Source organism: Streptomyces yangpuensis (assembly GCF_001005295.1).
Taxonomy (GTDB): domain Bacteria; phylum Actinomycetota; class Actinomycetes; order Streptomycetales; family Streptomycetaceae; genus Streptomyces; species Streptomyces yangpuensis.
Genome location: NZ_LBMK01000009.1, coordinates 175,652 through 196,693 on the forward strand (window position 1 = coordinate 175,652; position 21,042 = coordinate 196,693).

Consider the following 21,042-nt stretch of genomic DNA (forward strand, 5'->3'; position numbering starts at 1 on the left):
GACAGCCGGCCCGGCGGTCGCCTATGTTGGCGTTGTGCAGGGCGGGCGCTGCCCGCCCCAGGAAACTGTGGACGATGCCCAGGGGGTGAACCCCCCTCGCAGGCATCAGGTGGAGGAGGCGCTGTGAGCAGCGACCCGTGGGGCCGAGTCGACGAGACGGGCACCGTGTACGTGCGTACTTCCGATGGCGAGCAGGTCGTCGGATCGTGGCAGGCCGGCACCCCTGAGGAGGCCCTGGCCTACTTCGAGCGCAAGTACGAGGGCCTGGTGGTCGAGATCGGCCTCCTCGAAAAGCGGGTGCGGACCACTGATCTGTCCGCCAAGGACGCCCAGACGGCGATCGACCACCTGCGCACGCAGGTCGACGAGCACCACGCCGTGGGCGACCTGGACGCCCTGCGGGTGCGGCTGGACAAGCTGGTCGAGACCGTGGAGTCCCGGCGCGAGGAGCGCAAGGTCGCCAAGGCCAAGCAGGCGGACGAGGCCCGGGCGGCCAAGGACGCGCTGGTCACCGAGGCCGAGCAGCTCGCGCAGAGCGACCAGTGGCGCAGTGCCGGTGAGCGGCTGCGTGCCCTGGTGGACATCTGGAAGGGCCTGCCGCGTCTGGACCGCAAGTCGGACGACGAGCTGTGGCACCGGTTCTCGCACGCCCGTTCCGCCTTCTCCAAGCGCCGCAAGGCGCACTTCGCCTCGCTGGACGCGCAGCGCGAGGACGCCCGCAAGGCCAAGGAGAAGCTGGTCTCGGAGGCCGAGTCGCTGTCGAAGTCGACCGACTGGGGTCCGACGGCCGCCCGCTACCGCGAGCTGATGGCGGACTGGAAGGCGGCGGGCCGGGCGCAGCGCGAGGCCGAGGACGACCTGTGGAACCGCTTCCGCGGTGCGCAGGACGTGTTCTTCGCGGCCCGCAGCGAGGTGTTCGCCGAGCGGGACGCCGAGCAGATCGAGAACCTGAAGCTCAAGGAGGAGCTGGCCGAGGAGGCCGAGAAGCTCGTCCCCGTGACGGACCTGAAGGCGGCCCGGGCCGCGTTCCGCTCCCTCAACGAGCGCTGGGAGGGCATCGGCCACGTGCCGCGCGACGCCCGGCCGAAGGTCGAGGGCCGGATGCACGCCGTGGAGCGGGCCATCCAGGAGGCCGAGGAGGGCGAGTGGCGCCGTACGAACCCGGAGGCTCGGGCCCGTGCGGCCGGTCTGACCGGGCAGCTGCAGGCGGCGGTCGACAAGCTGCGTGAGCAGATCGACGCGGCGCGTGCGGCGGGCAACAACGCCAAGGCCGACAAGCTGGCGCGTGAGCTGGAGGGCCGCCAGGCCCTGCTGGACCAGGCGCTGAAGGGCCTGGAGGAGTTCGGCGGCTGATCCGGCCGCCACCACGACGAGGGCCCCGGTACGGATCTTACGTACCGGGGCCCTCGTCGTGTCCGTGCGCTACGGACGGCGGGCCGAGGTGACGCGGTAGACGTCGTAGACGCCCTCCACGCCCCGGACGGCCTTCAGGACGTGGCCCAGGTGCTTGGGGTCGCCCATCTCGAAGGTGAAGCGCGAGGTGGCCACCCGGTCGCGGGAGGTCTGGACGGCCGCCGACAGGATGTTGACGTGCTGGTCGGACAGGACGCGGGTGACGTCCGACAGCAGCCGGGACCGGTCCAGTGCCTCGACCTGGATGGCGACGAGGAAGACCGAGGACTGGGTGGGTGCCCACTCGACCTCCAGCATCCGCTCGGGCTGCTGGGAGAGGGAGTCGACGTTGACGCAGTCCGCGCGGTGAACCGATACGCCACTGCCACGCGTGACGAACCCGATGATCGGGTCGCCCGGTACCGGGGTGCAGCAGCGGGCCAGCTTGACCCACACGTCGTCGACACCCTTGACGACGACACCTGGGTCGGCGTTGCTGCGCCGCTTGCTGCGGGCCCGTGCGGGCGGGATCGATTCCTCGATGTCCTCGTTGGCCGCCTCCTCGCCGCCGAGGGCCGCCACCAGCTTCTGCACGACGCCCTGCGCGGCCACGTGGCCCTCGCCGATCGCCGCGTACAGGGAGGAGATGTCCGGGTAGCGCATCTCGTGCGCGAGGGTCACGAGCGAGTCGCCGGTCAGGATGCGCTGGATCGGCAGGTTCTGCTTGCGCATGGCCCGGGCGATGGCGTCCTTGCCGTGCTCGATGGCCTCGTCACGGCGTTCCTTGGAGAACCAGCCGCGGATCTTGTTCCGGGCGCGGGGGGACTTGACGAAGCCCAGCCAGTCCCGGGACGGTCCCGCTCCCTCGGCCTTGGAGGTGAAGACCTCGACGAGGTCGCCGTTGTCGAGGGTCGACTCCAGCGGGACCAGCCGGCCGTTGACCCGGGCCCCTATCGTGCGGTGGCCGACCTCGGTGTGGACGGCGTAGGCGAAGTCCACCGGGGTGGCGCCGGCGGGCAGCGCTATGACGTCGCCCTTGGGGGTGAAGACGAAGACCTCGTTGCGCGAGAGGTCGAAGCGCAGCGAGTCGAGGAACTCGCCCGGGTCCTCGGTCTCCTTCTGCCAGTCCAGCAGCTGGCGCAGCCAGGCCATGTCGTTGACCGTGTCCTGGCCGGCACTGCCCTTGGCGGCCTGCGGGACGTCGGTGCGGACCTTGGAGGTGCCCGCCACGGTCTGCTGCTTGTACTTCCAGTGCGCGGCGATGCCGTACTCGGCGCGGCGGTGCATGTCGAAGGTGCGGATCTGCAGTTCGACGGGCTTGCCGCTGGGCCCGATGACCGTCGTGTGGAGCGACTGGTACATGTTGAACTTGGGCATCGCGATGTAGTCCTTGAACCGGCCGGGGACCGGGTTCCAGCGCGCGTGCACGGTGCCGAGGGCCGCGTAGCAGTCCCGGACGGTGTCGACGAGGACGCGGATGCCCACCAGGTCGTAGATCTCCGCGAAGTCACGGCCGCGGACGATCATCTTCTGGTAGACGCTGTAGTAGTGCTTGGGGCGGCCCGTCACGGTGGCCTTGATCCGGGCGGCTCTGAGGTCCACCTGGACCTCGTCCGTGACGACGGCGAGGTACTCGTCGCGCTTGGGCGCCCGCTCGGCGACCAGGCGCACGATCTCGTCGTACATCTTGGGGTAGAGGATCGCGAAGGAAAGGTCCTCCAGCTCCCACTTGATCGTGTTCATGCCCAGCCGGTGCGCCAGCGGGGCGTAGATCTCCAGGGTTTCGCGGGCCTTCTTCTCCTGCTTCTCCCGCTTGAGGTAGCGCATCGTGCGCATGTTGTGCAGCCGGTCGGCCAGCTTGATGACCAGGACGCGCGGGTCCTTCGCCATCGCCACGACCATCTTGCGGACGGTCTCGGCCTGGGCGGCCTCGCCGAACTTCACCCGGTCGAGCTTGGTGACGCCGTCGACGAGCAGGGCCACGGCGTCGCCGAAGTCGCGGCGCAGGTCCTCCAGGCCGTACTCGGTGTCCTCGACGGTGTCGTGCAGCAGACCGGCCATGAGGGTGGCCGGGTCCATACCGAGCTCGGCGAGGATGGTGGTGACCGCGAGCGGGTGGGTGATGTACGGGTCGCCGCTCTTGCGCTTCTGGCCGCGGTGCCAGCGCTCCGCCACCTGGTAGGCCTGTTCGAGCTGGCGCAGCGTCGACGTCTCGATCTTCGGGTCGTTGCTGCGCACGATGCGGAGCAGGGGCTCCAGCACCGGGTTGTACGGGTTCGAGCGCTGCACACCGAGCCGGGCCAGGCGGGCGCGCACCCGGTTGGAGGACGCGGCCGACTTCGCCGGCGCGGGCTTGACCGGCGCCGGCTTGGCCGGGGCGGGCTTGACCGGCGGGGCCGGCGGGGGCGTGGCGGCGGCCGCCGGGGCCCGCTCGGCCTGCGGGTCGGGCTGCGCGGCGGAGATTGGCTGGACCTCGTCTGGCAAGAGCGCTCCTCACGGGTGTCCCCCGGACGGAGTCCGGGAGAGGATCCGGTGCCCGTGTCCGGTCCGGATAACCCATCGTAGCGAGGGTTCGGTCACCCCGTTCGCCGAGCCTGTCGAGGCGGCCCGGGCACACGAACGGCGGGCACCCGGAGGATTCCGGATGCCCGCCGCCGTACGCCGGTGGGGGCGGTCAGACCACGATCAGCGCGTCCAGCGGGGCTCCCGCCAGGGACCCGGCCAGCTTGGCCCGGCCCGGGAGGAACGACAGCTCCATCAGGACGGCCACGCCGGCGACCTCGGCCCCGGCCCGCCGGATCAGCGAGAGGGAGGCCTCCGCCGTACCGCCGGTGGCCAGCACGTCGTCGATGACCATGACCCGGTCACCGGTCGACAGGTCCTCGGCGTGGACCTCGATCTCCGCCGTGCCGTACTCCAGCTCGTAGGACTGGGCGAGGGTCGCGCCCGGCAGCTTGCCGGCCTTGCGGACCGGTACGAAGCCGATCCCGGCCTGCACCGCCACCGGGGCGGCGAGGATGAACCCGCGCGCCTCCAGCCCGACGATCTTCGTGGCGCCGTACTGCCCGGCCAGCTCGACGAGCGCGCCGGTCAGCGCGCCGAACGCGTCGGGGTCCGCCAGCAGCGGGGTGATGTCCTTGAACATCACACCCGGCTTCGGGTAGTCCGCCACGTCCTTGATCCGGCTGAGCAGGAGGGAACGGACGTCCTCGGGCAGCTGAGCGGTCAACGTCGCCGTCCCGGCTGCCGGCCCTGCGAGACGACCTGCGGCTCGTCGTCGGAGCCGTGGACGTCGTCCGCGGACTCGCCCTTGGCCGCCCCGGCCGCGCGCTTGGCGAGCACCCGCTTCTTCAGCGCCTTCATCGCCGGCTCGCGCTCCTTGAGGTCCACGACCAGCGGGGTCGCGATGAAGATCGAGGAGTACGCACCGGCCGCGAGGCCGACGAACAGCGACAGCGAGATGTCGTTCAGCATGCCGGCGCCCAGGAAGCCGCCACCGATGAACAGCAGGGCCGCGACCGGGAGCAGCGCCACGACCGTGGTGTTGATCGAGCGGACCAGCGTGCCGTTGATGCTGCGGTTGGCGACCTCGCTGAAGGTGAAGCGGGTCTGCTTGGTGATGTCCTTCGAGCCCTCCTTCAGACCGTCGAAGACGACGACGGTGTCGTAGAGGGAGTAACCGAGGATGGTCAGCAGACCGATGACGGTGCCCGGGGTGACCTCGAAGCCGACGAGCGCGTACACGCCGACGGTGATGGTGAGGTCGTGGATCAGGGCGATCAGCGCGGCGACGGCCATGCGCCATTCGAAGGCGATGGCGAGGTAGATCACCACGAGGATCATGAAGACGCCGAGGCCGGTCCAGGCCTTGTTCGCGATCTGCTCGCCCCAGCTGGGGCCGACCAGGTCGGCGTTGATGTCGGCCTCGGTGACCTTGAGGTCGGTGGCCAGTTCCTTCTTCACGTCGGTCGCGGCGTCGGTGTCCAGACCGGAGATCTGGATGCGCATACCGCCGGTGCCGAGCTCCTGGACGATCGCGTCGTGACCGGAGGCCTCCTCCGCGGCCTCCGTGACCTTGGCGACCGACAGGGCCGTCTTCGGGGTGGTGAAGACGGCACCGCCCTTGAACTCGATGCCCATGTTGAGGCCCTGGACGGCCAGGGCGACGATCGCCGTGATGGTGATCAGGATGGAAACGCCGTACCAGAGAAAGCGCTTGCCGACGAAGTCGTAGCCGACCTCACCGCGGTACAGCTTGGCGCCGAGATCTCCCAGCTTCGACATCTCTCACGCCTCCTTTGCTTCGACGGGGGCGGGTGCGGCGGTGCGCCGGGAGCTGCGCAGCGGGGGCTTGGCGCCCAGCCGCTTCGGGTCCAGCCCGGACCACGGGTGACCGCTGGCGAAGAACTTCGTGCGCGCCAGCAGCGTCATGACGGGCTTGGTGAAGAGGAACACCACGACCACGTCGAGCAGGGTGGTCAGACCCAGCGTGAAGGCGAAGCCCTGCACCTTGCCGACGGTGACGATGAAGAGCACCGCGGCGGCCAGGAACGACACGAAGTCGGAGACCAGGATCGTGCGGCGGGCACGCGGCCAGGCGCGCTCGACGGCCGGGCGCAGCGTGCGGCCCTCGCGGATCTCGTCACGGATGCGCTCGAAGTACACGATGAACGAGTCCGCGGTGATACCGATGGCGACGATCGCACCGCAGACGGCCGGCAGGTTCAGCGCGAAGCCGATGCCCTTACCGAGCAGCGCCATGATCGTGTAGGTCAGGATCGCGGAGACCAGGAGGCTGACGATCGCGATGAAGGCCAGACCGCGGTAGTAGACCAGCAGGTAGACGACCACGAGGAGGAGGCCGATCGCACCGGCGATGAGGCCGGCGCGCAGCTGCTCGCCGCCGAGCGCGGCGGTGACGGTGGTGACGCTGTCCTCCTGGAAGGACAGCGGCAGGGCGCCGTACGACAGCATGTTGCCCAGGTCCTGCGCGGACTGCTGGTTGAAGCCACCGGAGATCTGTGCGTTGCCGCCGGTGATCGCGGTGCTGACGGACGGGTCCGAGATGACGTCGCCGTCGAGGACGATCGCGAACTGGTTCTGCGGCATCTGCTTGGCCGCCAGTTCGCCGGTGACCTTCGCGAAGGCGTCGGCGCCGTGGTCGTTGAAGTTCATCGTGACGATCCACTGACCCGACTGCGGGTCGATCTCGCCCTTGGCGCTCTTCACGTCCTTGCCCTCGACCGCGGCCGGGCCCAGGATCCACTTGCCCCACTGGTCGCCGCGCTGGCCGCAGGCGAGCGTCGGGTCGCTGGGCTTGATGCCCTTGTCGACGTTGGTCCGCTGCTCCTCGTTCGTGCAGTCGAGTGCGGCGAACTTGGCCTGGAGGTCCGCGGCGGCCGGGTCGGGCGCGGGGGCGCTCGCGGACGGCGACGGGGCCGCCTTGTCGTCTGCCTTCTTCGACTCGCTCGCCGACGGCGTGGGAGTGGGCGCGTTCGGGGCCTTGAGGCCCTCGCTGAGCGCGCGGCCCTGGGAAGTGGCGCTGGACGACGGGGTGGCGGACGGGCTGGTCTTGTTCCCGTCCTGGGCCTTCGGAGCGCCGGAGCCGCTCGCGGAGGGGTTGGGGCTCGGGCTGCCCTCGGGAGCGGCGGGGGCGCCGTCCGCGAACGCGATGACCGGGCGGAAGTAGAGCTGGGCGGTGGTGCCGACCTGCTCGCGCGCCTGCTTCTCGTTCATCCCCTTGGGGATGTTCACGATGATGTGGTCGCGGCCCTGCGTCTGGACCTCGGCCTCGGAGACACCGAGACCGTTGACACGGCGCTCGATGATGCCGACCGCCGTGTTCATGTTGGTCTCGTTGACGGCGTTCTCTTTGCCGGGCTCGCTCTTGGCCTTGAGCGTGATGCTCGTGCCGCCGGCGAGGTCGATGCCCAGCCGGGGAGTCGTCTGCTTGGAGATGAACATCCCCGCGGTGAGCGCCACCATCGCGATCAGGATGATCGCCAGGGCACGCCCCGGCCTCCCCTGAGCCCCCGTGGGCCGCCGGCCCTTCTTCGGTGCTGCCACCTTGTCGTTTCTCCCTGTCCAACCGTCCCGCGCCGGGTCAGCGCGCGGACGGCCACGAAATGTGTGGTGGGGACCCCTGCCCCCCGCAGAAGTGTCACTGACGGGGACCGCGCCGACCGCCGGTCGGGCGGCCGCACGGTCCCCGGCCGCGCGCTACTTCGCGCCGGCCTCGCCGTCGGTCTTGCCGTCCTCGGGCTTGTCGTCGCCCTTGGGCTCGTCCTTCTTGCCCAGGTCCAGCTTCGGGGCCTCGGCCTCGTCCTTGGTGAGGGAGGAGGCGTCGTCCGGGACGACGGGCGTGTCGGTCGTCACGTCGTCGAAGCCGTGGACGATGCGGTTGTACTCCGCGTCCTCCAGTACGGCGCCGATGGCGTTCTTCGCGTAGATCGCGTGGACGCCGGGAGCCACCTCGAGGGTGACCGTGTCGTCACCGATCTCCTTCACCGTGGCGTACATGCCGCCGATGGTGCGGACGCCGGTGCCGGGCGTCATCTGGTCGCGCATCTGCGCGGCCTGCTGCTGCTTCTTCTTCGCGGAGCGGGTCATCAGGAACATCGCCCCGATGAGCACGATGAACGGGAGGAGTGTCACGAGATTCACGGGACGGAAATCCTTCGCACGACCGCACGCGGACGGCGGCCTTTTCTACGGGGGTGGGCACACCGACCCGAAGGGTCGGCATCGGCGGAGTCTAGGCGAGTCCGCACCGATGGAACAACGCCCAGCATGGCACCGGCGTTCCCGACCGGGCCAACCTCCGCGCCGTCAGGCCCCGAACAGGCCCTGTTGCCCGCTTGATCCGCCGGCGCCGTGCTGCGGTGCGACAAGCCCCAGGTGAGCCCATGCGGCGGGGGTCGCGACCCGGCCCCGGGGGGTGCGCGCGAGCAGGCCCTCGCGGACCAGGAAGGGTTCCGCGACCTCCTCCACGGTCTCCCGCTCCTCCCCCACCGCCACGGCGAGGGTCGACAGCCCCACGGGGCCGCCGCCGAACAGCTTCAGGAGTGCCTCCAGAACGGCTCGATCCAGTCGGTCGAGGCCGCGGGCGTCCACCTCGTACACCTGGAGGGCGGTGGCGGCCACCTCCCGGTCGATCACCCCGTCCGCCCGTACCTGGGCGTAGTCGCGCACGCGGCGCAGCAGGCGGTTGGCGATGCGCGGGGTGCCGCGGGAGCGCCCGGCGATCTCGGCCGCGCCGGCGGTGTCGATCTCGACGTCGAGGAGGCGGGCGGAGCGGTGGACGACGCGCTCCAGCTCCTCGGGGGCGTAGAACTCCATGTGTCCGGTGAAGCCGAAACGGTCCCGCAGCGGCGGGGGCAGCAGTCCGGCCCGGGTGGTGGCACCCACGAGGGTGAAGGGCGGCAGCTCCAGCGGGATCGCGGTGGCTCCGGGACCCTTGCCGACGATCACGTCGACGCGGAAGTCCTCCATGGCCATGTAGAGCATCTCCTCGGCGGGCCGGGACATGCGGTGGATCTCGTCGAGGAAGAGGACCTCGCCCTCCTGGAGGGAGGAGAGGATCGCGGCGAGGTCGCCGGCGTGCTGGATGGCGGGGCCGGAGGTGATCCGGATGGGTGCCCCCATCTCGGCGGCGATGATCATGGAGAGGGTGGTCTTGCCCAGTCCGGGCGCGCCCGACAGCAGGACGTGGTCGGCGGTGGCCCCGCGCTGCCTGGCCGCCTTCAGTACCAGGTCCAGCTGCTGGCGGACCTTCTCCTGGCCGACGAACTCGCCGAGGTCCTTGGGGCGCAGGGCCGCCTCGACGGCGGTGTCCTCACCGTCGGCTGCCGCCGCTACGAGCCGGTCCGGCTCGGTGGTGTCGGTCTCGTCGTCCCAGTTCACGGTGTCAGTCTGCCTTCTGCGTCGTGCGGTGGTCTGTGCGGGGGCGGTGGCTGCGCGTGGGCCGCCGCGCGGCGGTGCCGGCCCGCGCAGGGCCCGAGCGCACCCGGTACGCGGCGTCCGGTCCCGCGCGGCGGCGAAACGGTCAGCGGGCGCGGTTCAGGGACTGCAGGGCCGCGCGCAGCAGCTGGGGCACCGGGGCCGAGCCGCCCGCGGCGATGGCCGCCTCCGCCTGCGGGGTGACCGCCACCACGGCCTCCTCCGCCTCCCGCGACGCATAGCCGAGGCCGATCAGGGCGGCAGTGAGCTGCTCGGTCCAGGGGGCGGGCCCCGACGCCACCGCGCGCTGGGCACCCACCACGGGGGCCGGGGCGCCCAGCTTGCCCTTGAGCTCCAGCAACAGCTTCTGTGCGCCCTTCGGGCCGATGCCGGGCACCGCGGTCAGCGCCTTCGCGTCACCCGAGGCGAAGGCCACCCGCAGGGCGTCGGGGGTGTGCACGCCGAGCATGGCCTGCGCCACCCGGGGGCCGACCCCGCTCGCGGTCTGGAGCAGCTCGAACACCTGGCGCTCGTCGTCGTCGGCGAAGCCGTACAGGGTCAGCGAGTCCTCCCGGACGACCAGCGAGGTCGCCAGCCGGGCCTGCTCCCCGACACGCAGGCCGGCGATGGTGTTCGGCGTGCAGTGCACGGCCATGCCCACTCCGCCGACCTCGATCACGGCGAGGTTGGGGGTGAGCGCGGCGACCGCGCCGTTGACGAAGGCGATCATCGGGTACGGCCTTTCGAGGCGTGCTGGGCGACCGCCTGCTGGAGGCGGTTCTGGGCGGGGGCCCGCCAGATGTGGCAGATGGCGAGGGCGAGGGCGTCGGCGGCGTCGGCGGGCCTGGGCGGCTCGGCCAGCCGCAGCAGCCGGGTGACCATCGCGCCGACCTGGGCCTTGTCGGCCCGGCCGCTGCCGGTGACGGCGGCCTTGACCTCGCTGGGGGTGTGCAGCGCGACCGGTATCCCGCGGCGGGCGGCGCACAGCATCGCGACGGCGCTGGCCTGGGCGGTTCCCATCACGGTGCTGACGTTGTGCTGGCTGAAGACCCGCTCCACGGCGACGATGTCGGGCCGGTGCGTGTCGAGCCACTCCTCGATCCCCTGCTCGACGGCGACGAGCCGGTGGCCCAGCTCCGCGACCGCGGATGTCCGTACGACCCCCACCCCGAGCATGGTGAGGGGACGGCCCGCGACGCCCTCCACGACGCCGACGCCGCATCGCGTCAGGCCCGGGTCCACGCCCAGTACACGCACCGCGCCCCCTTGTGCGGCTGCACCGCCGCCGCTCCCGCGGAGGTGGCCGAGCAGCGTCATGGCTGCTCAATCGATGGTTGCGGTCCGAAATCGGGCGCACACCCGGTTGACACCGTCAGGCTATCCGCCCGCACTGACAATGCGACGGCGGGCCGACAGGGTGTGTCCTGTCGGCCCGCCGGTTGCGCTCGGCTCGCGCCGCCGTTACGCGTCGACCTTCTCCATGACCTCGTCCGAGACGTCGAAGTTGGCGAAGACGTTCTGCACGTCGTCGCTGTCCTCCAGCGCGTCGATGAGCTTGAAGATCTTGCGGGCGCCCTCTTCGTCGAGCTCGACCTGCATGGTCGGGACGAAGCTGGAGTCCGCCGAGTCGTAGTCGATGCCGGCTTCCTGGAGCGCGGTGCGGACCGCGACCAGGTCGGTGGCCTCGCTGATGATCTCGAAGGTGTCGCCGTTGTCGTTGACCTCTTCGGCACCGGCCTCCAGGACCGCGCCGAGGACGTCGTCCTCGCTCAGCTCGGCCTTGGGCAGGACGATGACGCCCTTGCGGTTGAACAGGTACGAGACCGAGCCCGGGTCGGCCATCGAACCGCCGTTGCGGGTCATGGCGACGCGGACGTCGGAGGCGGCGCGGTTGCGGTTGTCGGTGAGGCACTCGATGAGCACCGCGACACCGTTCGGGCCGTAACCCTCGTACATGATCGTCTCGTAGTCGGCGCCGCCGGCCTCGAGGCCGCCGCCGCGCTTGACCGCGGAGTCGATGTTCTTGTTCGGGACCGACTGCTTCTTGGCCTTCTGGACCGCGTCGAAGAGCGTCGGGTTGCCGTCGATGTCGGCGCCGCCCATGCGGGCCGCGACCTCGATGTTCTTGATCAGCTTCGCGAAGAGCTTGCCGCGCTTGGCATCGATCACGGCCTTCTTGTGCTTCGTCGTAGCCCATTTAGAGTGGCCGGACATCCGCCTGTCTCCTTCGCGTCACCAACAGTGTTCGTCTTCGATCCTACCGGGAGCTCGTCACAGCCCGGCGCGCACCATCTCGACGAAGTACGCGTGGACGCGGTCGTCGCCGGTCAGTTCGGGGTGGAACGAGGTCGCCAGGACGTTGCCCTGGCGCACGGCGACCGTGTGGCCGTCGTAGGTGGCGAGCACCTCGGCGGCGCCGCCGACGGACTCGACCCACGGGGCGCGGATGAAGACGCCCTCGACCGGGCCGCCCTCGATGCCCACGAAGTCGATCTTCGCCTCGAAGGACTCGTTCTGCCGGCCGAAGGCGTTGCGGCGCACGATCATGTCGATGCCGCCCAGGGTCTCCTGGTCGTCCCGGCCGTCGAGGAGCTTGTCCGCCAGCATGATCATGCCGGCGCAGGTGCCGTACACGGGCATGCCGGCGGCCACGCGCTCGCGCAGCGGCTCCAGCATGCCGAAGAGCACGGCGAGCTTCGACATCGTCGTGGACTCGCCGCCGGGGATCACCAGGGCGTCGACCTCGGCGAGCTCCTCGGGGCGCCGGACCGGCCTGGCCACGGCGTCCGCCGCGGCCAGGGCGATCAGGTGCTCCCGTACGTCGCCCTGGAGGGCCAGGACACCGATCACGGGGGTGTTCGTCATATCGGGACTACCAGCCGCGGTTGGCGTAGCGCTCGGCCTCGGGGAGGGTGTCGCAGTTGATGCCGACCATGGCCTCGCCCAGGTTGCGGGAGGCGTCCGCGATGATCTTCGGGTCGTCGAAGAACGTGGTGGCCTTCACGATGGCGGCGGCGCGCTTGGCCGGGTCGCCCGACTTGAAGATGCCGGAGCCGACGAAGACACCCTCGGCGCCGAGCTGGCGCATCAGGGCGGCGTCGGCCGGGGTGGCGACACCACCGGCGGAGAACAGCACGACGGGGAGCTTGCCGAGCTCGGCGACCTCCTTGACGAGCTCGTACGGGGCGCGCAGCTCCTTGGCGGCGGCGTACAGCTCGTTGTTGTCGAAGCCGCGCAGCTTGGCGATCTCGTTCTTGATCTGGCGCAGGTGGCGGACGGCCTCGACGACGTTGCCGGTGCCGGCCTCGCCCTTCGAGCGGATCATGGCCGCGCCCTCGGCGATGCGGCGCAGGGCCTCGCCCAGGTTGGTGGCACCGCAGACGAAGGGGGTGGTGAACGCCCACTTGTCGGAGTGGTTGACCTCGTCGGCCGGGGTCAGGACCTCGGACTCGTCGATGTAGTCGACGCCGAGGGACTGCAGGACCTGGGCCTCGACGAAGTGACCGATGCGGGACTTGGCCATCACGGGGATGGACACGGCCTCGATGATCTCTTCGATCATGTTCGGGTCGGACATGCGCGCGACGCCGCCGTCCTTGCGGATGTCGGCCGGGACCCGCTCCAGGGCCATGACGGCCACGGCGCCCGCGTCCTCGGCGATCTTCGCCTGCTCGGCGTTGACCACGTCCATGATCACGCCGCCCTTGAGCTGCTCGGCCATGCCGCGCTTGACGCGCGAGGTGCCGATCGCCGACTCGGCGGACTGGGGGGAGGTGGGAAGCGTGCTCACGGATTGACCTCACTCGAAAGGAAGACGGGTACTGCGCGTACTACTCGGCTGAGGAAACCCCAGGGGATCAGTCCACTACAAGGGCCAATATGGAGCCAGTGGCTCTTTCATTTGTCCCCCGTGGCCCTAGGCCCGCCGTCAAAGTCCCGCCTGGCGCTCCTTTGACGACAGGCCCGGGAGGTGTCTCCCAGGGGTCAGGTCGGCCGGTCCGCGAGGTCCGCCGGAGGCTCGTCGTCCATTTCGAAGGCCAGCGGGAACGGCGCGTGTCCGGCCAGTCTGAACCAGCGGACCTTGCGGTGGCGGCGCAGCGCGCGGGCGGCCCGTACGGCGTCGTTGTGGAAGCGGCGGGCCATCGGCACCCGGCGGACGGCCGCCGCCAGCTCCTCGGTGGCCTGCGCCCCGCCGGGAGCGGCCTTCAGCACCTCGACCTGGTCGGCGTCGGCGAAGACCGCCCGCAGCGCCTGGCTCAGCTCGCTCTCGGCGACCTCACGGTGGTCCTCCTCGGCCTGCCGGGCGGCGTGCGCGGCCTCGTACAGCACGAGCGAGGAGGCGGGGTCGAGCGCCCCGGAGGTGGCCACCTCCAGCGCCACGGAGGCGCGCCGGACGAGCTGTGCGTCGAGCGCGGCCCGCGCGGCGTCCATCCGCGAGTGCAGCCGGTCCAGCCGCCCGGCGGTCCAGCTGAGGTACACGCCGATGACAGCCAGGGCCAGGGCGATCCAGACAAGGGTTTCGATCACGCTGCGCGACCCTACCGCTCCACCGCCCTCCGGCCCCCATCGGCCCTGGCCGGGCCGGGCCGGGGAGGCCGAGGGGCTCGGGTGGGGTCAGGAGTCCGAGGGCTCGCGGGAGAAGCCGAGGCGGGTGCGGAGGGGGACGCGTTCGTCGGTGGCGACCGCCGCCGCGCCGTCCGTGACCGTCTCGTAGACGGCCAGGATGTCCGCGCCGACCGTGGACCAGTCGAAGCGGCGTACGTGGGCCGAGCCCCGCGCGCTGAGCTCCGCGCGGCGGTCCGGGTCGCGCAGGAGGGCGATCGCGCCGGCCGCCAGGGCGTCCGCGTTCTCGTTGGCGAAGAGGTCGCCCGCCCCGCCCTGGTCCAGGACCTGGGCGAAGGCGTCCAGGTCGGACGCCAGTACCGCGGCGCCCGCCGACAGGGCCTCGACCAGGATGATGCCGAAGCTCTCGCCGCCGGTGTTCGGGGCCACGTACACGTCGACGCTGCGCAGCAGCCGCGCCTTGTCCTCGTCCGAGACCATCCCGAGGAACTCCACGCGCGAGCGCAGGCCGGCGGGGAGCGAGGCCACGGCCTCCTCCTCGTCACCGCGGCCCGCGACCAGCAGGCGTACGTCCGGGCAGGCTTCCACGATCTTCGGGAAGGCCGCCATCAGCACCGGCAGGCCCTTGCGCGGTTCGTCGATGCGGCCGATGAAGCCGAGCGTCCCGCCGCCCCATTCCGCCTTGGACTCGGCCTTCGCGAAGAAGTCCACGTCCACGCCGTTCGGGATCACGACCGCGTCCCCGCCGAGGTGCTCCACCAGTGTGCGCCGCGCGTACTCGCTCACCGCGATCCGCGCGCTGATCTTCTCCAGGGCGGGCTGCAGGATCGGGTACGCGGCGATCATCGCCCGGGAGCGCGGGTTCGAGGTGTGGAAGGTGGCCACGATCGGCCCCTGCGCCGCCCAGCAGGAGAGCAGTCCCAGCGAGGGCGAGGCCGGCTCGTGGATGTGGATCACGTCGAAGGTGCCGTCGTGCAGCCAGCGCCGTACCCGGGCCGCCGACAGGAAGCCGAAGTTCAGCCGGGCCACGGACCCGTTGTACGGGACCGGCACGGCCCGCCCCGCGGAGACCACGTACGGCGGGAGCGGGGTCTCGTCGTCGGCCGGGGCCAGCACCGACACCTCGTGGCCGAGGCCGATCAGGTGCTCGGCCAGGTCCCGGATGTGGAACTGGACGCCGCCCGGCACGTCCCACGAGTACGGGCACACGATGCCGATCTTCACTGCGTGCGCTCCTCCAGGTCTTCCAGCCAGAGCCGCTGGAGCATGTGCCAGTCCTCCGGGTGCTCGGCGATGCCCCACGCGAAGGCGTCCGCCACCGCCTGGGTCATGGCGGTGGTCTTCTCGGCCCGGGTCCCGGCCTTGGGGACCTCCACCTCGGGGTGGATCCGGCCGTACATCTTGGGTGTGTCGCCGTAGTGCAGGGTGGCGGGGAGCAGCACCGCTCCCGTCTGCTGGGCCAGCAGCGCCGGCCCGGCCGGCATGCGCGCCGCCCCGCCGAAGAAGTCCACCTCGACGCCGGAGGCCGACAGGTCCCGGTCGGCGACCAGGCAGACCAGGCCGCCGGAGCGCAGCCGCCGGGCGAGGGTGCCGAAGGCGGCGCCGCCGCTGTGCGGCAGGACCTCCATGCCCAGGCTCTCGCGGTAGGCCACGAAGCGGTCGTAGAGACTCTCGGGCTTGAGGCGCTCGGCGACCGTGGTGAACGGCGAGCCGATGTGGCCGATGGCCCAGGCTCCGGCGAGGTCCCAGTTGGCCAGGTGCGGCAGGGCGACGACGACCCCGCGCCCGGAGGCGAGGGCCTCGCGCAGGAGATGCTCGTCCTTGAACTCGACGTCCGTGCCGAACCGCGCCGGGTCCATGGTCGGCAGCCGGAAGGACTCCATCCAGTAGCGCATGTACGAGCGCATGCCGGCTTTGGACAGCTCGCGCAGCCGCTCCGGGCTGGCGTCCGGCACCACCCGGGCCAGGTTCGACTCCAGCCGCAGCACGCTCTTGCCGCGGCGCTTCCACGCGAAGTCCGCGATCCGCCGGCCGAGGGCCACGGCGGCCGGCTCGGGCAGCTTCTTGACCCCGGCCCAGCCTAGTCCGTACAGCCCGTCGACCAGCTTGTCCTGTGCGGCGCCCATCAGGCCGCGCCCCCCTCGGCAGCGGCGGCAGCGGCGTCGGCCTCGGCGGCCTCGCGGCGTACGGTGACCACGCGCTGGATCAGCGTGACGAGCGAGCCGGCGGCGACCGCCCACAGGGCGATCGGCAGGAGGACGCCGAGCCAGGACGGCGCCCCGAAGGTCTGCAGTCCGGACAGACCGGCCGCAACCAGCGAGATCACCAGGCGCTCGGCGCGTTCGACGAGCCCGTTGACGGCCACCGGAAGGCCGATCGACTCGCCCCGCGCCTTGGTGTACGACACCACCTGGCCGCTGGCCAGGCAGAAGATCGCCACCGCGCACAGCGCGTTGTCGTTGCCGGAGCCGGCGTACCAGAGGGCGAGGCCGCCGAAGATCGCCGCGTCGGCCACCCGGTCGAGGGTGGAGTCGAGGAAGGCGCCCCACCTGCTGGAGATCCCCGCCTGGCGGGCCATGTTCCCGTCGACGAGGTCGGAGAAGACGAAGAGGGTGATCGTGATGGTGCCCCAGAAGAACTCCCCGCGGGGGAAGAAGACCAGCGCGCCCGCCACCACTCCGGCCGTGCCGATCAGGGTGACCGCGTCCGGGCTCACCCCCCGCCGGAGCAGAAATGCGGCGAATGGCGTGAGAACACGCGTGAAGAATGCACGCGCGTACTTGTTCAGCATGGCCTTCCCGGAGGGTCGCTGGGCCGCACGGCCACCACGGCCACCGGCTGGCCCATCGTAGCCAGCACGCCGCCGCCGGAACGCCGCGCACCCACCGGTTCTCGCTCCGTAAGGCGTACTTCGTGCCGCGGCCGGTCCGCGGTGCGTCCCGGGTACGCGCCCCGTACGCCCCCTGTACGCCGCCGGTACGTCCGCGGTACGACGTATGGACGCCGCGTGACAGCGGTGCAAAGCTCGTAGAACCGCGCATTCCTCATGCGCGGGGACAAGGAACCCACCCTCCTCACCGTCACCACCGGGAGGCACGAGCACCATGGGAGCCACATCACACCAAGCCGGAGCCGCCGGCAGGGCACTGACGGCCGACCGCCCGTCCTCCATACGGAACGTCGTGCTGGTCGGCCACAGCGGATCCGGCAAGACCACACTGGTCGAAGCCCTCGCCCTGACCGCCGGAGCGGTCAACCGGGCCGGACGGGTCGAGGACGGCGCCACCGTCTCCGACTACGACGAGATCGAACAGCGGCGCCAACGCTCCATCCAGCTCTCCCTCGTCCCCGTCGAATGGGACGGGATCAAGATCAATATCTTGGACACCCCCGGATACGCCGACTTCGTCGGGGAACTCAGGGCCGGTCTGCGCGCGGCGGACGCGGCCCTTTTCGTCGTCTCGGCCTCGGACGGGATCGACGGCGCCACCCGCATGGTCTGGGACGAGTGCGAAGCCGTCGGCATGCCCCGCGCCATCGTCGTGACCCACCTGGAGGCCGCCCGCTCCGACTACACGCAGATGACCGCGGTCTGCGGCGAGATCTTCGGCGCCGACGACCCCGACGCGGTCATCCCCCTCTACCTCCCCCTGCACGGCCCCGCCGGCCCGGACGGGCACGCCCCCGTCACCGGCCTGCTCGGCCTGCTCTCGCAGCGCGTGTACGAGTACGCCTCCGGCGAGCGCGTGGAGCGCGACCCGGACCCGGCCGAGCTGGACCTCATCACCGAGGCCCGCTCCCGCCTGATCGAGGGGATCATCGCCGAGAGCGAGGACGAGACCCTCATGGACCGCTACCTCGGCGGCGAGGACATCGACCTCAGAACACTGGTCGACGACCTGGAGCGGGCCGTGGCCCGCGGCACCTTCCACCCCGTCCTGATGGCCGCTCCCGCCGCCGACGGCGCCCGCCAGGGCCTCGGCACCGTGGAACTCCTCGAACTGATCACGGGCGGCTTCCCGACGCCCCTGGAGCGCCCCGCCGTCACCGTCACCCGTCCCGACGGCACCGCCCGCCCCGACGTCACCTGCGATCCCGCCGGCCCCCTGGTCGCCGAGGTCGTCAAGACCTCCTCCGACCCCTACGTCGGCCGCGTCTCCCTCGTACGCCTCTTCTCCGGCACCCTGAACCCCGAGGAGACCGTCCACGTCAGCGGGCACGGCCTGACCGACCGGGGCCACGAGGACCGCGACCTCCACGAGGCAGACGAACGGATCGGCACCCTCACCGCCCCCTTCGGCAAACAGCAGCGCGTCCTCGGCCGGTGCATCGCCGGCGACCTGGCCTGCGTGGCCAAACTCAGCCGGGCCGAGACCGGCGACACCCTCTCCGCCAAGGACGACCCGCTCCTCATGACGCCCTGGACCATGCCCGACCCGCTGCTCCCCCTCGCCATCGAGGCCCACAGCAAGGCCGACGAGGACAAGCTCTCGCAGGGCCTGGCCCGGCTCGTCGCCGAGGACCCCACCATGCGGCTGGAGCAGAACCCGCACACCCACCAGGTCGTCCTGTGGAGCCTCGGCGAGGCCCACCAGGACGTCGCCCTGGAGCGGCTGCGCACCCGCTACGGCGTCCAGGTCGATCCCGTCCCGCACAAGGTGAGCCTGCGCGAGACCTTCGGCGGCAAGGCGGCCGGCCGCGGCCGGCACGTCAAACAGTCCGGCGGGCACGGCCAGTTCGCCATCTGCGAGATCGAGGTGGAACCGCTCCCGCCCGGCAGCGGCATCGAGTTCGTCGACAAGGTCGTCGGCGGCGCCGTGCCCCGCCAGTTCATCCCCTCCGTGGAGAAGGGCGTCCGCAGCCAGGCCGCCCGCGGGGTCGCGGCCGGCTACCCGCTGGTCGACATCCGCATCACCCTCCTCGACGGCAAGGCGCACTCGGTCGACTCCTCGGACGCCGCCTTCCAGACCGCAGGCGCGCTCGCCCTGCGCGAGGCCGCCGCCGAGGCCCGGATCGACCTGCTCGAACCGGTCGCCGAGGTCGACGTCCTGATCCCCGACGAGTACGTCGGGCCCGTCATGAGCGATCTCGCGGGCCGCCGCGGCCGCGTCGTCGGCACCGACCAGGCCGGGTCCGGGCGCACCCGGGTCCGCGCCGAGATCCCCGAGATCGAGATCGGCCGCTACGCCGTCGAGCTGCGCTCGGTCTCGCACGGCACCGGCCGCTTCGCCCGCGCCTACGCCCGGCACGAGCCCATGCCGCCCCAGATCGCGGACAAGGTGCGTGAACAGGCGGAGAAGGGAAGCAGGTTGAGATAGCACCGGGGTGTGCCGCCCATCCAACCAGCTTGCGATGGGCGGCATTTCCCTGTCCCATGACCATGGGGCGGGATCCGCCGATAGGCTCTTCGGCGCACCAAAACAGCAGGAACACAGCAGGAACGCACAGCGATGGGGTGGGGGCAGCGGTGGCGGACGACGGATTCGACTTCAGGCCCGGCGCGCAGATTCCTCTGCAGAACGGCGGGGGGCAGACGGCGGCGACCAACGCCCTCGCCTCGGCCGCGTACCGCGACGGCGGCAAGGACACCCGGCTCGACGCGATACTCGGGGCCAACAGCGAGAACCACCCGGCCACGGTGAAGCCCCCGAAGCTCTCGCTCTTCGAGCCCAGCCTCGGCGAGGCCTTCTGCCGGGCCGTCGAGGCCCGCGCCCTGGGGTCCGGCCGCAAGCCGCTCATCCAGTCCTTCGGCGCCGACCCGCAGACGGTCGTGGAGCACTGCCTGGCCGCGTCCCGCATCCGCAAGGAGCGCGACCGCAGGCTCCGGGTGATCATGCTGATCTGCGGTGTGCTGTTCCTGCCCGGGCTGCTGCTGTGGCTGGGGCTCTTCCAGCTCCGCAAGTCCCTCGCCTCCAAGGAGGGCAAGCACTCCTGGCTGGGCACCGCGCTCCTGGTGGGGGTGGGCATCGTGGCGGCCGTCCTGATGTTCAGGCTGCCGCTCACCGGCTTCCTCGGCCTCTACGCCCGCGGCATGCTCATCGCGCCCGCGCTGGGCTGGCTGCTGGCCCGCCGCACCTGCGAGTCCACCGCCCGTGACCTGCGCGAACGCTGGGACGGGCTGCTGTCCGGCGGCGGCGTCGCCGCCAAGATCCCGGAGGCCGTGCCGGGCAACCCCGACGAGAAGGCCCGCGAGGACCTGCGCCACCAGCTCGCCAAGCTCACCGCCGAGAACCGCAGCAACCAGGTCTTCTACGCGGGCCCCAAGGGCATCCTCGGGATGGGCACCCGCTGGGGCAACTGGCAGATGGCCGAGGAGCTCGCCCCGAAGGACGAGGGCAAGGAGATCCACCCCTTCCGGGCCTGGGACGTCATCCGCGCGATCGACACCCAGCTGCGCAAGCTGGAGCGGGGCCCGCTGCACACCGGTGGCTTCCCGCCGGCCGCGATCCAGCACTGGATCGTCACTCCGGTCGGCGAGGGCGCCGCCGAGGTGGCCCGCCCCACCGGGGAGAACGTCGACGCCTTCCTCGTCAAGCCGCACGAGGTCACCCGGATCTGCAACGAGCAGCAGTTCAACTCCGGCAACCGGCACTACCTGGGCATCCAGTACCCGCTCTGGGACGGCCAGCTGATCATCAACATGCTGGTCACGGTCACCGTGCTCTACAAGACCCTGCGCGTGGACGTCACCGCGCACACCCTGGGCCCCGTGCACGGCCTCTTCACCACCAAGTCCAAGGCACCGGTGGTGGAGGTGCCCAAGAGCATCCGCTTCTGGGAGACCGTGGAGAAGCCGCTGGCGCTGGTCGACACCCAGGAGGTGGTGCGCCTGGCCGTGCGCGCGCCCCTGACCTGGTACCCGCCGATCCTCGACTTCTTCGGCGGCAAGCTGGTGCTGCCCGAGCCCTTCGGCCTGCGGCACGTCTGGGCGAGCTCGATGTGGCGCCACCGGTTCATGGCCGACGACGCCCTGCGCACGGTCGCCCCGGTCCTGAGGTCGATCCACACGGCGACGTTCAAGGTCCTGGAGGAGAACGGCGTGGACACCGAGCGCTTCACCAACCGCTCCTCGATCATGAGCGGACTCATCCAGGAGCCGGCCCCGCGCAAGGCGGACGTCTACGACGCCTAGCCGCATCAGGCATCGTT

18 protein-coding genes are annotated in these 21,042 nt (G+C 71.2%); 3 read left to right on the forward strand and 15 right to left on the reverse strand.

The features are described 5' to 3' along the window. Window positions 1-123: 123 nt before the first annotated feature. Window positions 124-1,353 carry a DUF349 domain-containing protein gene (locus AAT21_RS31450; protein WP_046780380.1) on the forward strand — a complete coding sequence of 410 codons (1,230 nt, stop codon included), beginning with the start codon at window positions 124-126 and terminating at the stop codon, window positions 1,351-1,353. Between the two features lie 69 nt (window positions 1,354-1,422). On the opposite strand, the gene AAT21_RS31455 is transcribed toward AAT21_RS31450, so the two are convergent. The 15 genes from AAT21_RS31455 to pgsA form a co-directional block, all read right to left on the reverse strand. Beyond that, complete coding sequence (locus AAT21_RS31455; protein WP_046780381.1) at window positions 1,423-3,876, reverse strand: RelA/SpoT family protein; 2,454 nt, start codon at window positions 3,874-3,876, stop codon at window positions 1,423-1,425. Between the two features lie 190 nt (window positions 3,877-4,066). Then, window positions 4,067-4,621, reverse strand: coding sequence for an adenine phosphoribosyltransferase (locus tag AAT21_RS31460; protein WP_046780382.1), 555 nt, complete (start codon window positions 4,619-4,621; stop codon window positions 4,067-4,069). After that, complete coding sequence (secF, locus tag AAT21_RS31465; RefSeq protein ID WP_046780383.1) at window positions 4,618-5,676, reverse strand: protein translocase subunit SecF; 1,059 nt, start codon at window positions 5,674-5,676, stop codon at window positions 4,618-4,620. The genes AAT21_RS31460 and secF overlap by 4 nt, the downstream gene beginning before the upstream one ends. 3 nt (window positions 5,677-5,679) lie before the next feature. Further along, window positions 5,680-7,458, reverse strand: coding sequence for a protein translocase subunit SecD (secD, locus tag AAT21_RS31470; RefSeq protein WP_079026088.1), 1,779 nt, complete (start codon window positions 7,456-7,458; stop codon window positions 5,680-5,682). A 153-nt stretch (window positions 7,459-7,611) separates the two neighbouring features. Further along, complete coding sequence (gene yajC / locus AAT21_RS31475) at window positions 7,612-8,055, reverse strand: preprotein translocase subunit YajC (RefSeq protein WP_046780384.1); 444 nt, start codon at window positions 8,053-8,055, stop codon at window positions 7,612-7,614. Window positions 8,056-8,220: 165 nt separating this feature from the next. After that, window positions 8,221-9,294: a Holliday junction branch migration DNA helicase RuvB gene (ruvB, locus tag AAT21_RS31480; protein ID WP_046780385.1), complete on the reverse strand. Its 1,074-nt coding sequence runs from the start codon at window positions 9,292-9,294 to the stop codon at window positions 8,221-8,223. Window positions 9,295-9,436: 142 nt separating this feature from the next. Continuing rightward, window positions 9,437-10,060, reverse strand: coding sequence for a Holliday junction branch migration protein RuvA (gene ruvA, locus AAT21_RS31485; RefSeq protein ID WP_030965171.1), 624 nt, complete (start codon window positions 10,058-10,060; stop codon window positions 9,437-9,439). After that, window positions 10,057-10,587 carry a crossover junction endodeoxyribonuclease RuvC gene (ruvC, locus tag AAT21_RS31490; RefSeq protein ID WP_046780483.1) on the reverse strand — a complete coding sequence of 177 codons (531 nt, stop codon included), beginning with the start codon at window positions 10,585-10,587 and terminating at the stop codon, window positions 10,057-10,059. Before ruvC ends, ruvA begins: the two co-directional genes overlap by 4 nt. 204 nt (window positions 10,588-10,791) lie before the next feature. Next, the gene (locus tag AAT21_RS31495) at window positions 10,792-11,544 is read right to left on the reverse strand and encodes a YebC/PmpR family DNA-binding transcriptional regulator (protein ID WP_046780386.1); all 753 of its coding nucleotides are present in this window, start codon (window positions 11,542-11,544) and stop codon (window positions 10,792-10,794) included. 57 nt (window positions 11,545-11,601) lie between these two features. Further along, entirely contained in the window at window positions 11,602-12,195 is a 594-nt protein-coding gene (gene pdxT / locus AAT21_RS31500) for a pyridoxal 5'-phosphate synthase glutaminase subunit PdxT (RefSeq protein ID WP_046780387.1), read from the reverse strand. Between the two features lie 7 nt (window positions 12,196-12,202). Next, window positions 12,203-13,120, reverse strand: a complete 918-nt coding sequence (gene pdxS, locus AAT21_RS31505; RefSeq protein WP_030656154.1) for a pyridoxal 5'-phosphate synthase lyase subunit PdxS — start codon at window positions 13,118-13,120, stop codon at window positions 12,203-12,205. Window positions 13,121-13,314: 194 nt separating this feature from the next. Beyond that, window positions 13,315-13,857: a LemA family protein gene (locus AAT21_RS31510; protein ID WP_030034543.1), complete on the reverse strand. Its 543-nt coding sequence runs from the start codon at window positions 13,855-13,857 to the stop codon at window positions 13,315-13,317. Between the two features lie 87 nt (window positions 13,858-13,944). Then, on the reverse strand, window positions 13,945-15,117 hold the full coding sequence (locus tag AAT21_RS31515; protein WP_046780388.1) for a glycosyltransferase family 4 protein: 1,173 nt from the start codon (window positions 15,115-15,117) through the stop codon (window positions 13,945-13,947). Further along, a complete protein-coding gene (locus AAT21_RS31520) occupies window positions 15,114-16,019 on the reverse strand; it encodes a phosphatidylinositol mannoside acyltransferase (protein ID WP_046780389.1) in 906 nt (301 codons plus the stop codon). Before AAT21_RS31520 ends, AAT21_RS31515 begins: the two co-directional genes overlap by 4 nt. Continuing rightward, window positions 16,019-16,684 carry a phosphatidylinositol phosphate synthase gene (gene pgsA / locus AAT21_RS31525; RefSeq protein WP_046780390.1) on the reverse strand — a complete coding sequence of 222 codons (666 nt, stop codon included), beginning with the start codon at window positions 16,682-16,684 and terminating at the stop codon, window positions 16,019-16,021. The genes AAT21_RS31520 and pgsA overlap by 1 nt, the downstream gene beginning before the upstream one ends. Before the next feature lie 313 nt (window positions 16,685-16,997). On the opposite strand from pgsA, the gene AAT21_RS31530 reads away from it, so the two are divergent. After that, window positions 16,998-19,211, forward strand: coding sequence for an elongation factor G-like protein EF-G2 (locus tag AAT21_RS31530; RefSeq protein WP_046780391.1), 2,214 nt, complete (start codon window positions 16,998-17,000; stop codon window positions 19,209-19,211). Window positions 19,212-19,360: 149 nt separating this feature from the next. Then, the gene (locus AAT21_RS31535) at window positions 19,361-21,025 is read left to right on the forward strand and encodes a hypothetical protein (protein WP_046780392.1); all 1,665 of its coding nucleotides are present in this window, start codon (window positions 19,361-19,363) and stop codon (window positions 21,023-21,025) included. Window positions 21,026-21,042: the final 17 nt, after the last annotated feature.

What these genes read in the sequence shown, in the direction of transcription:
- secF (WP_046780383.1), bottom strand. Translation starts at nt 5,676, where the DNA reads ATGTCGAAGCTGGGAGATCTCGGCGCCAAGCTGTACCGCGGTGAGGTC.
- ruvA (WP_030965171.1), bottom strand. Translation starts at nt 10,060, where the DNA reads ATGATCGCCTTCGTCAACGGCGCGGTCGCCGCGCTCACCCCCAACCTC.
- AAT21_RS31495 (WP_046780386.1), bottom strand. Translation starts at nt 11,544, where the DNA reads ATGTCCGGCCACTCTAAATGGGCTACGACGAAGCACAAGAAGGCCGTG.
- pdxT (WP_046780387.1), bottom strand. Translation starts at nt 12,195, where the DNA reads ATGACGAACACCCCCGTGATCGGTGTCCTGGCCCTCCAGGGCGACGTA.
- AAT21_RS31520 (WP_046780389.1), bottom strand. Translation starts at nt 16,019, where the DNA reads ATGGGCGCCGCACAGGACAAGCTGGTCGACGGGCTGTACGGACTAGGC.
- pgsA (WP_046780390.1), bottom strand. Translation starts at nt 16,684, where the DNA reads ATGCTGAACAAGTACGCGCGTGCATTCTTCACGCGTGTTCTCACGCCA.
- AAT21_RS31530 (WP_046780391.1), top strand. Translation starts at nt 16,998, where the DNA reads ATGGGAGCCACATCACACCAAGCCGGAGCCGCCGGCAGGGCACTGACG.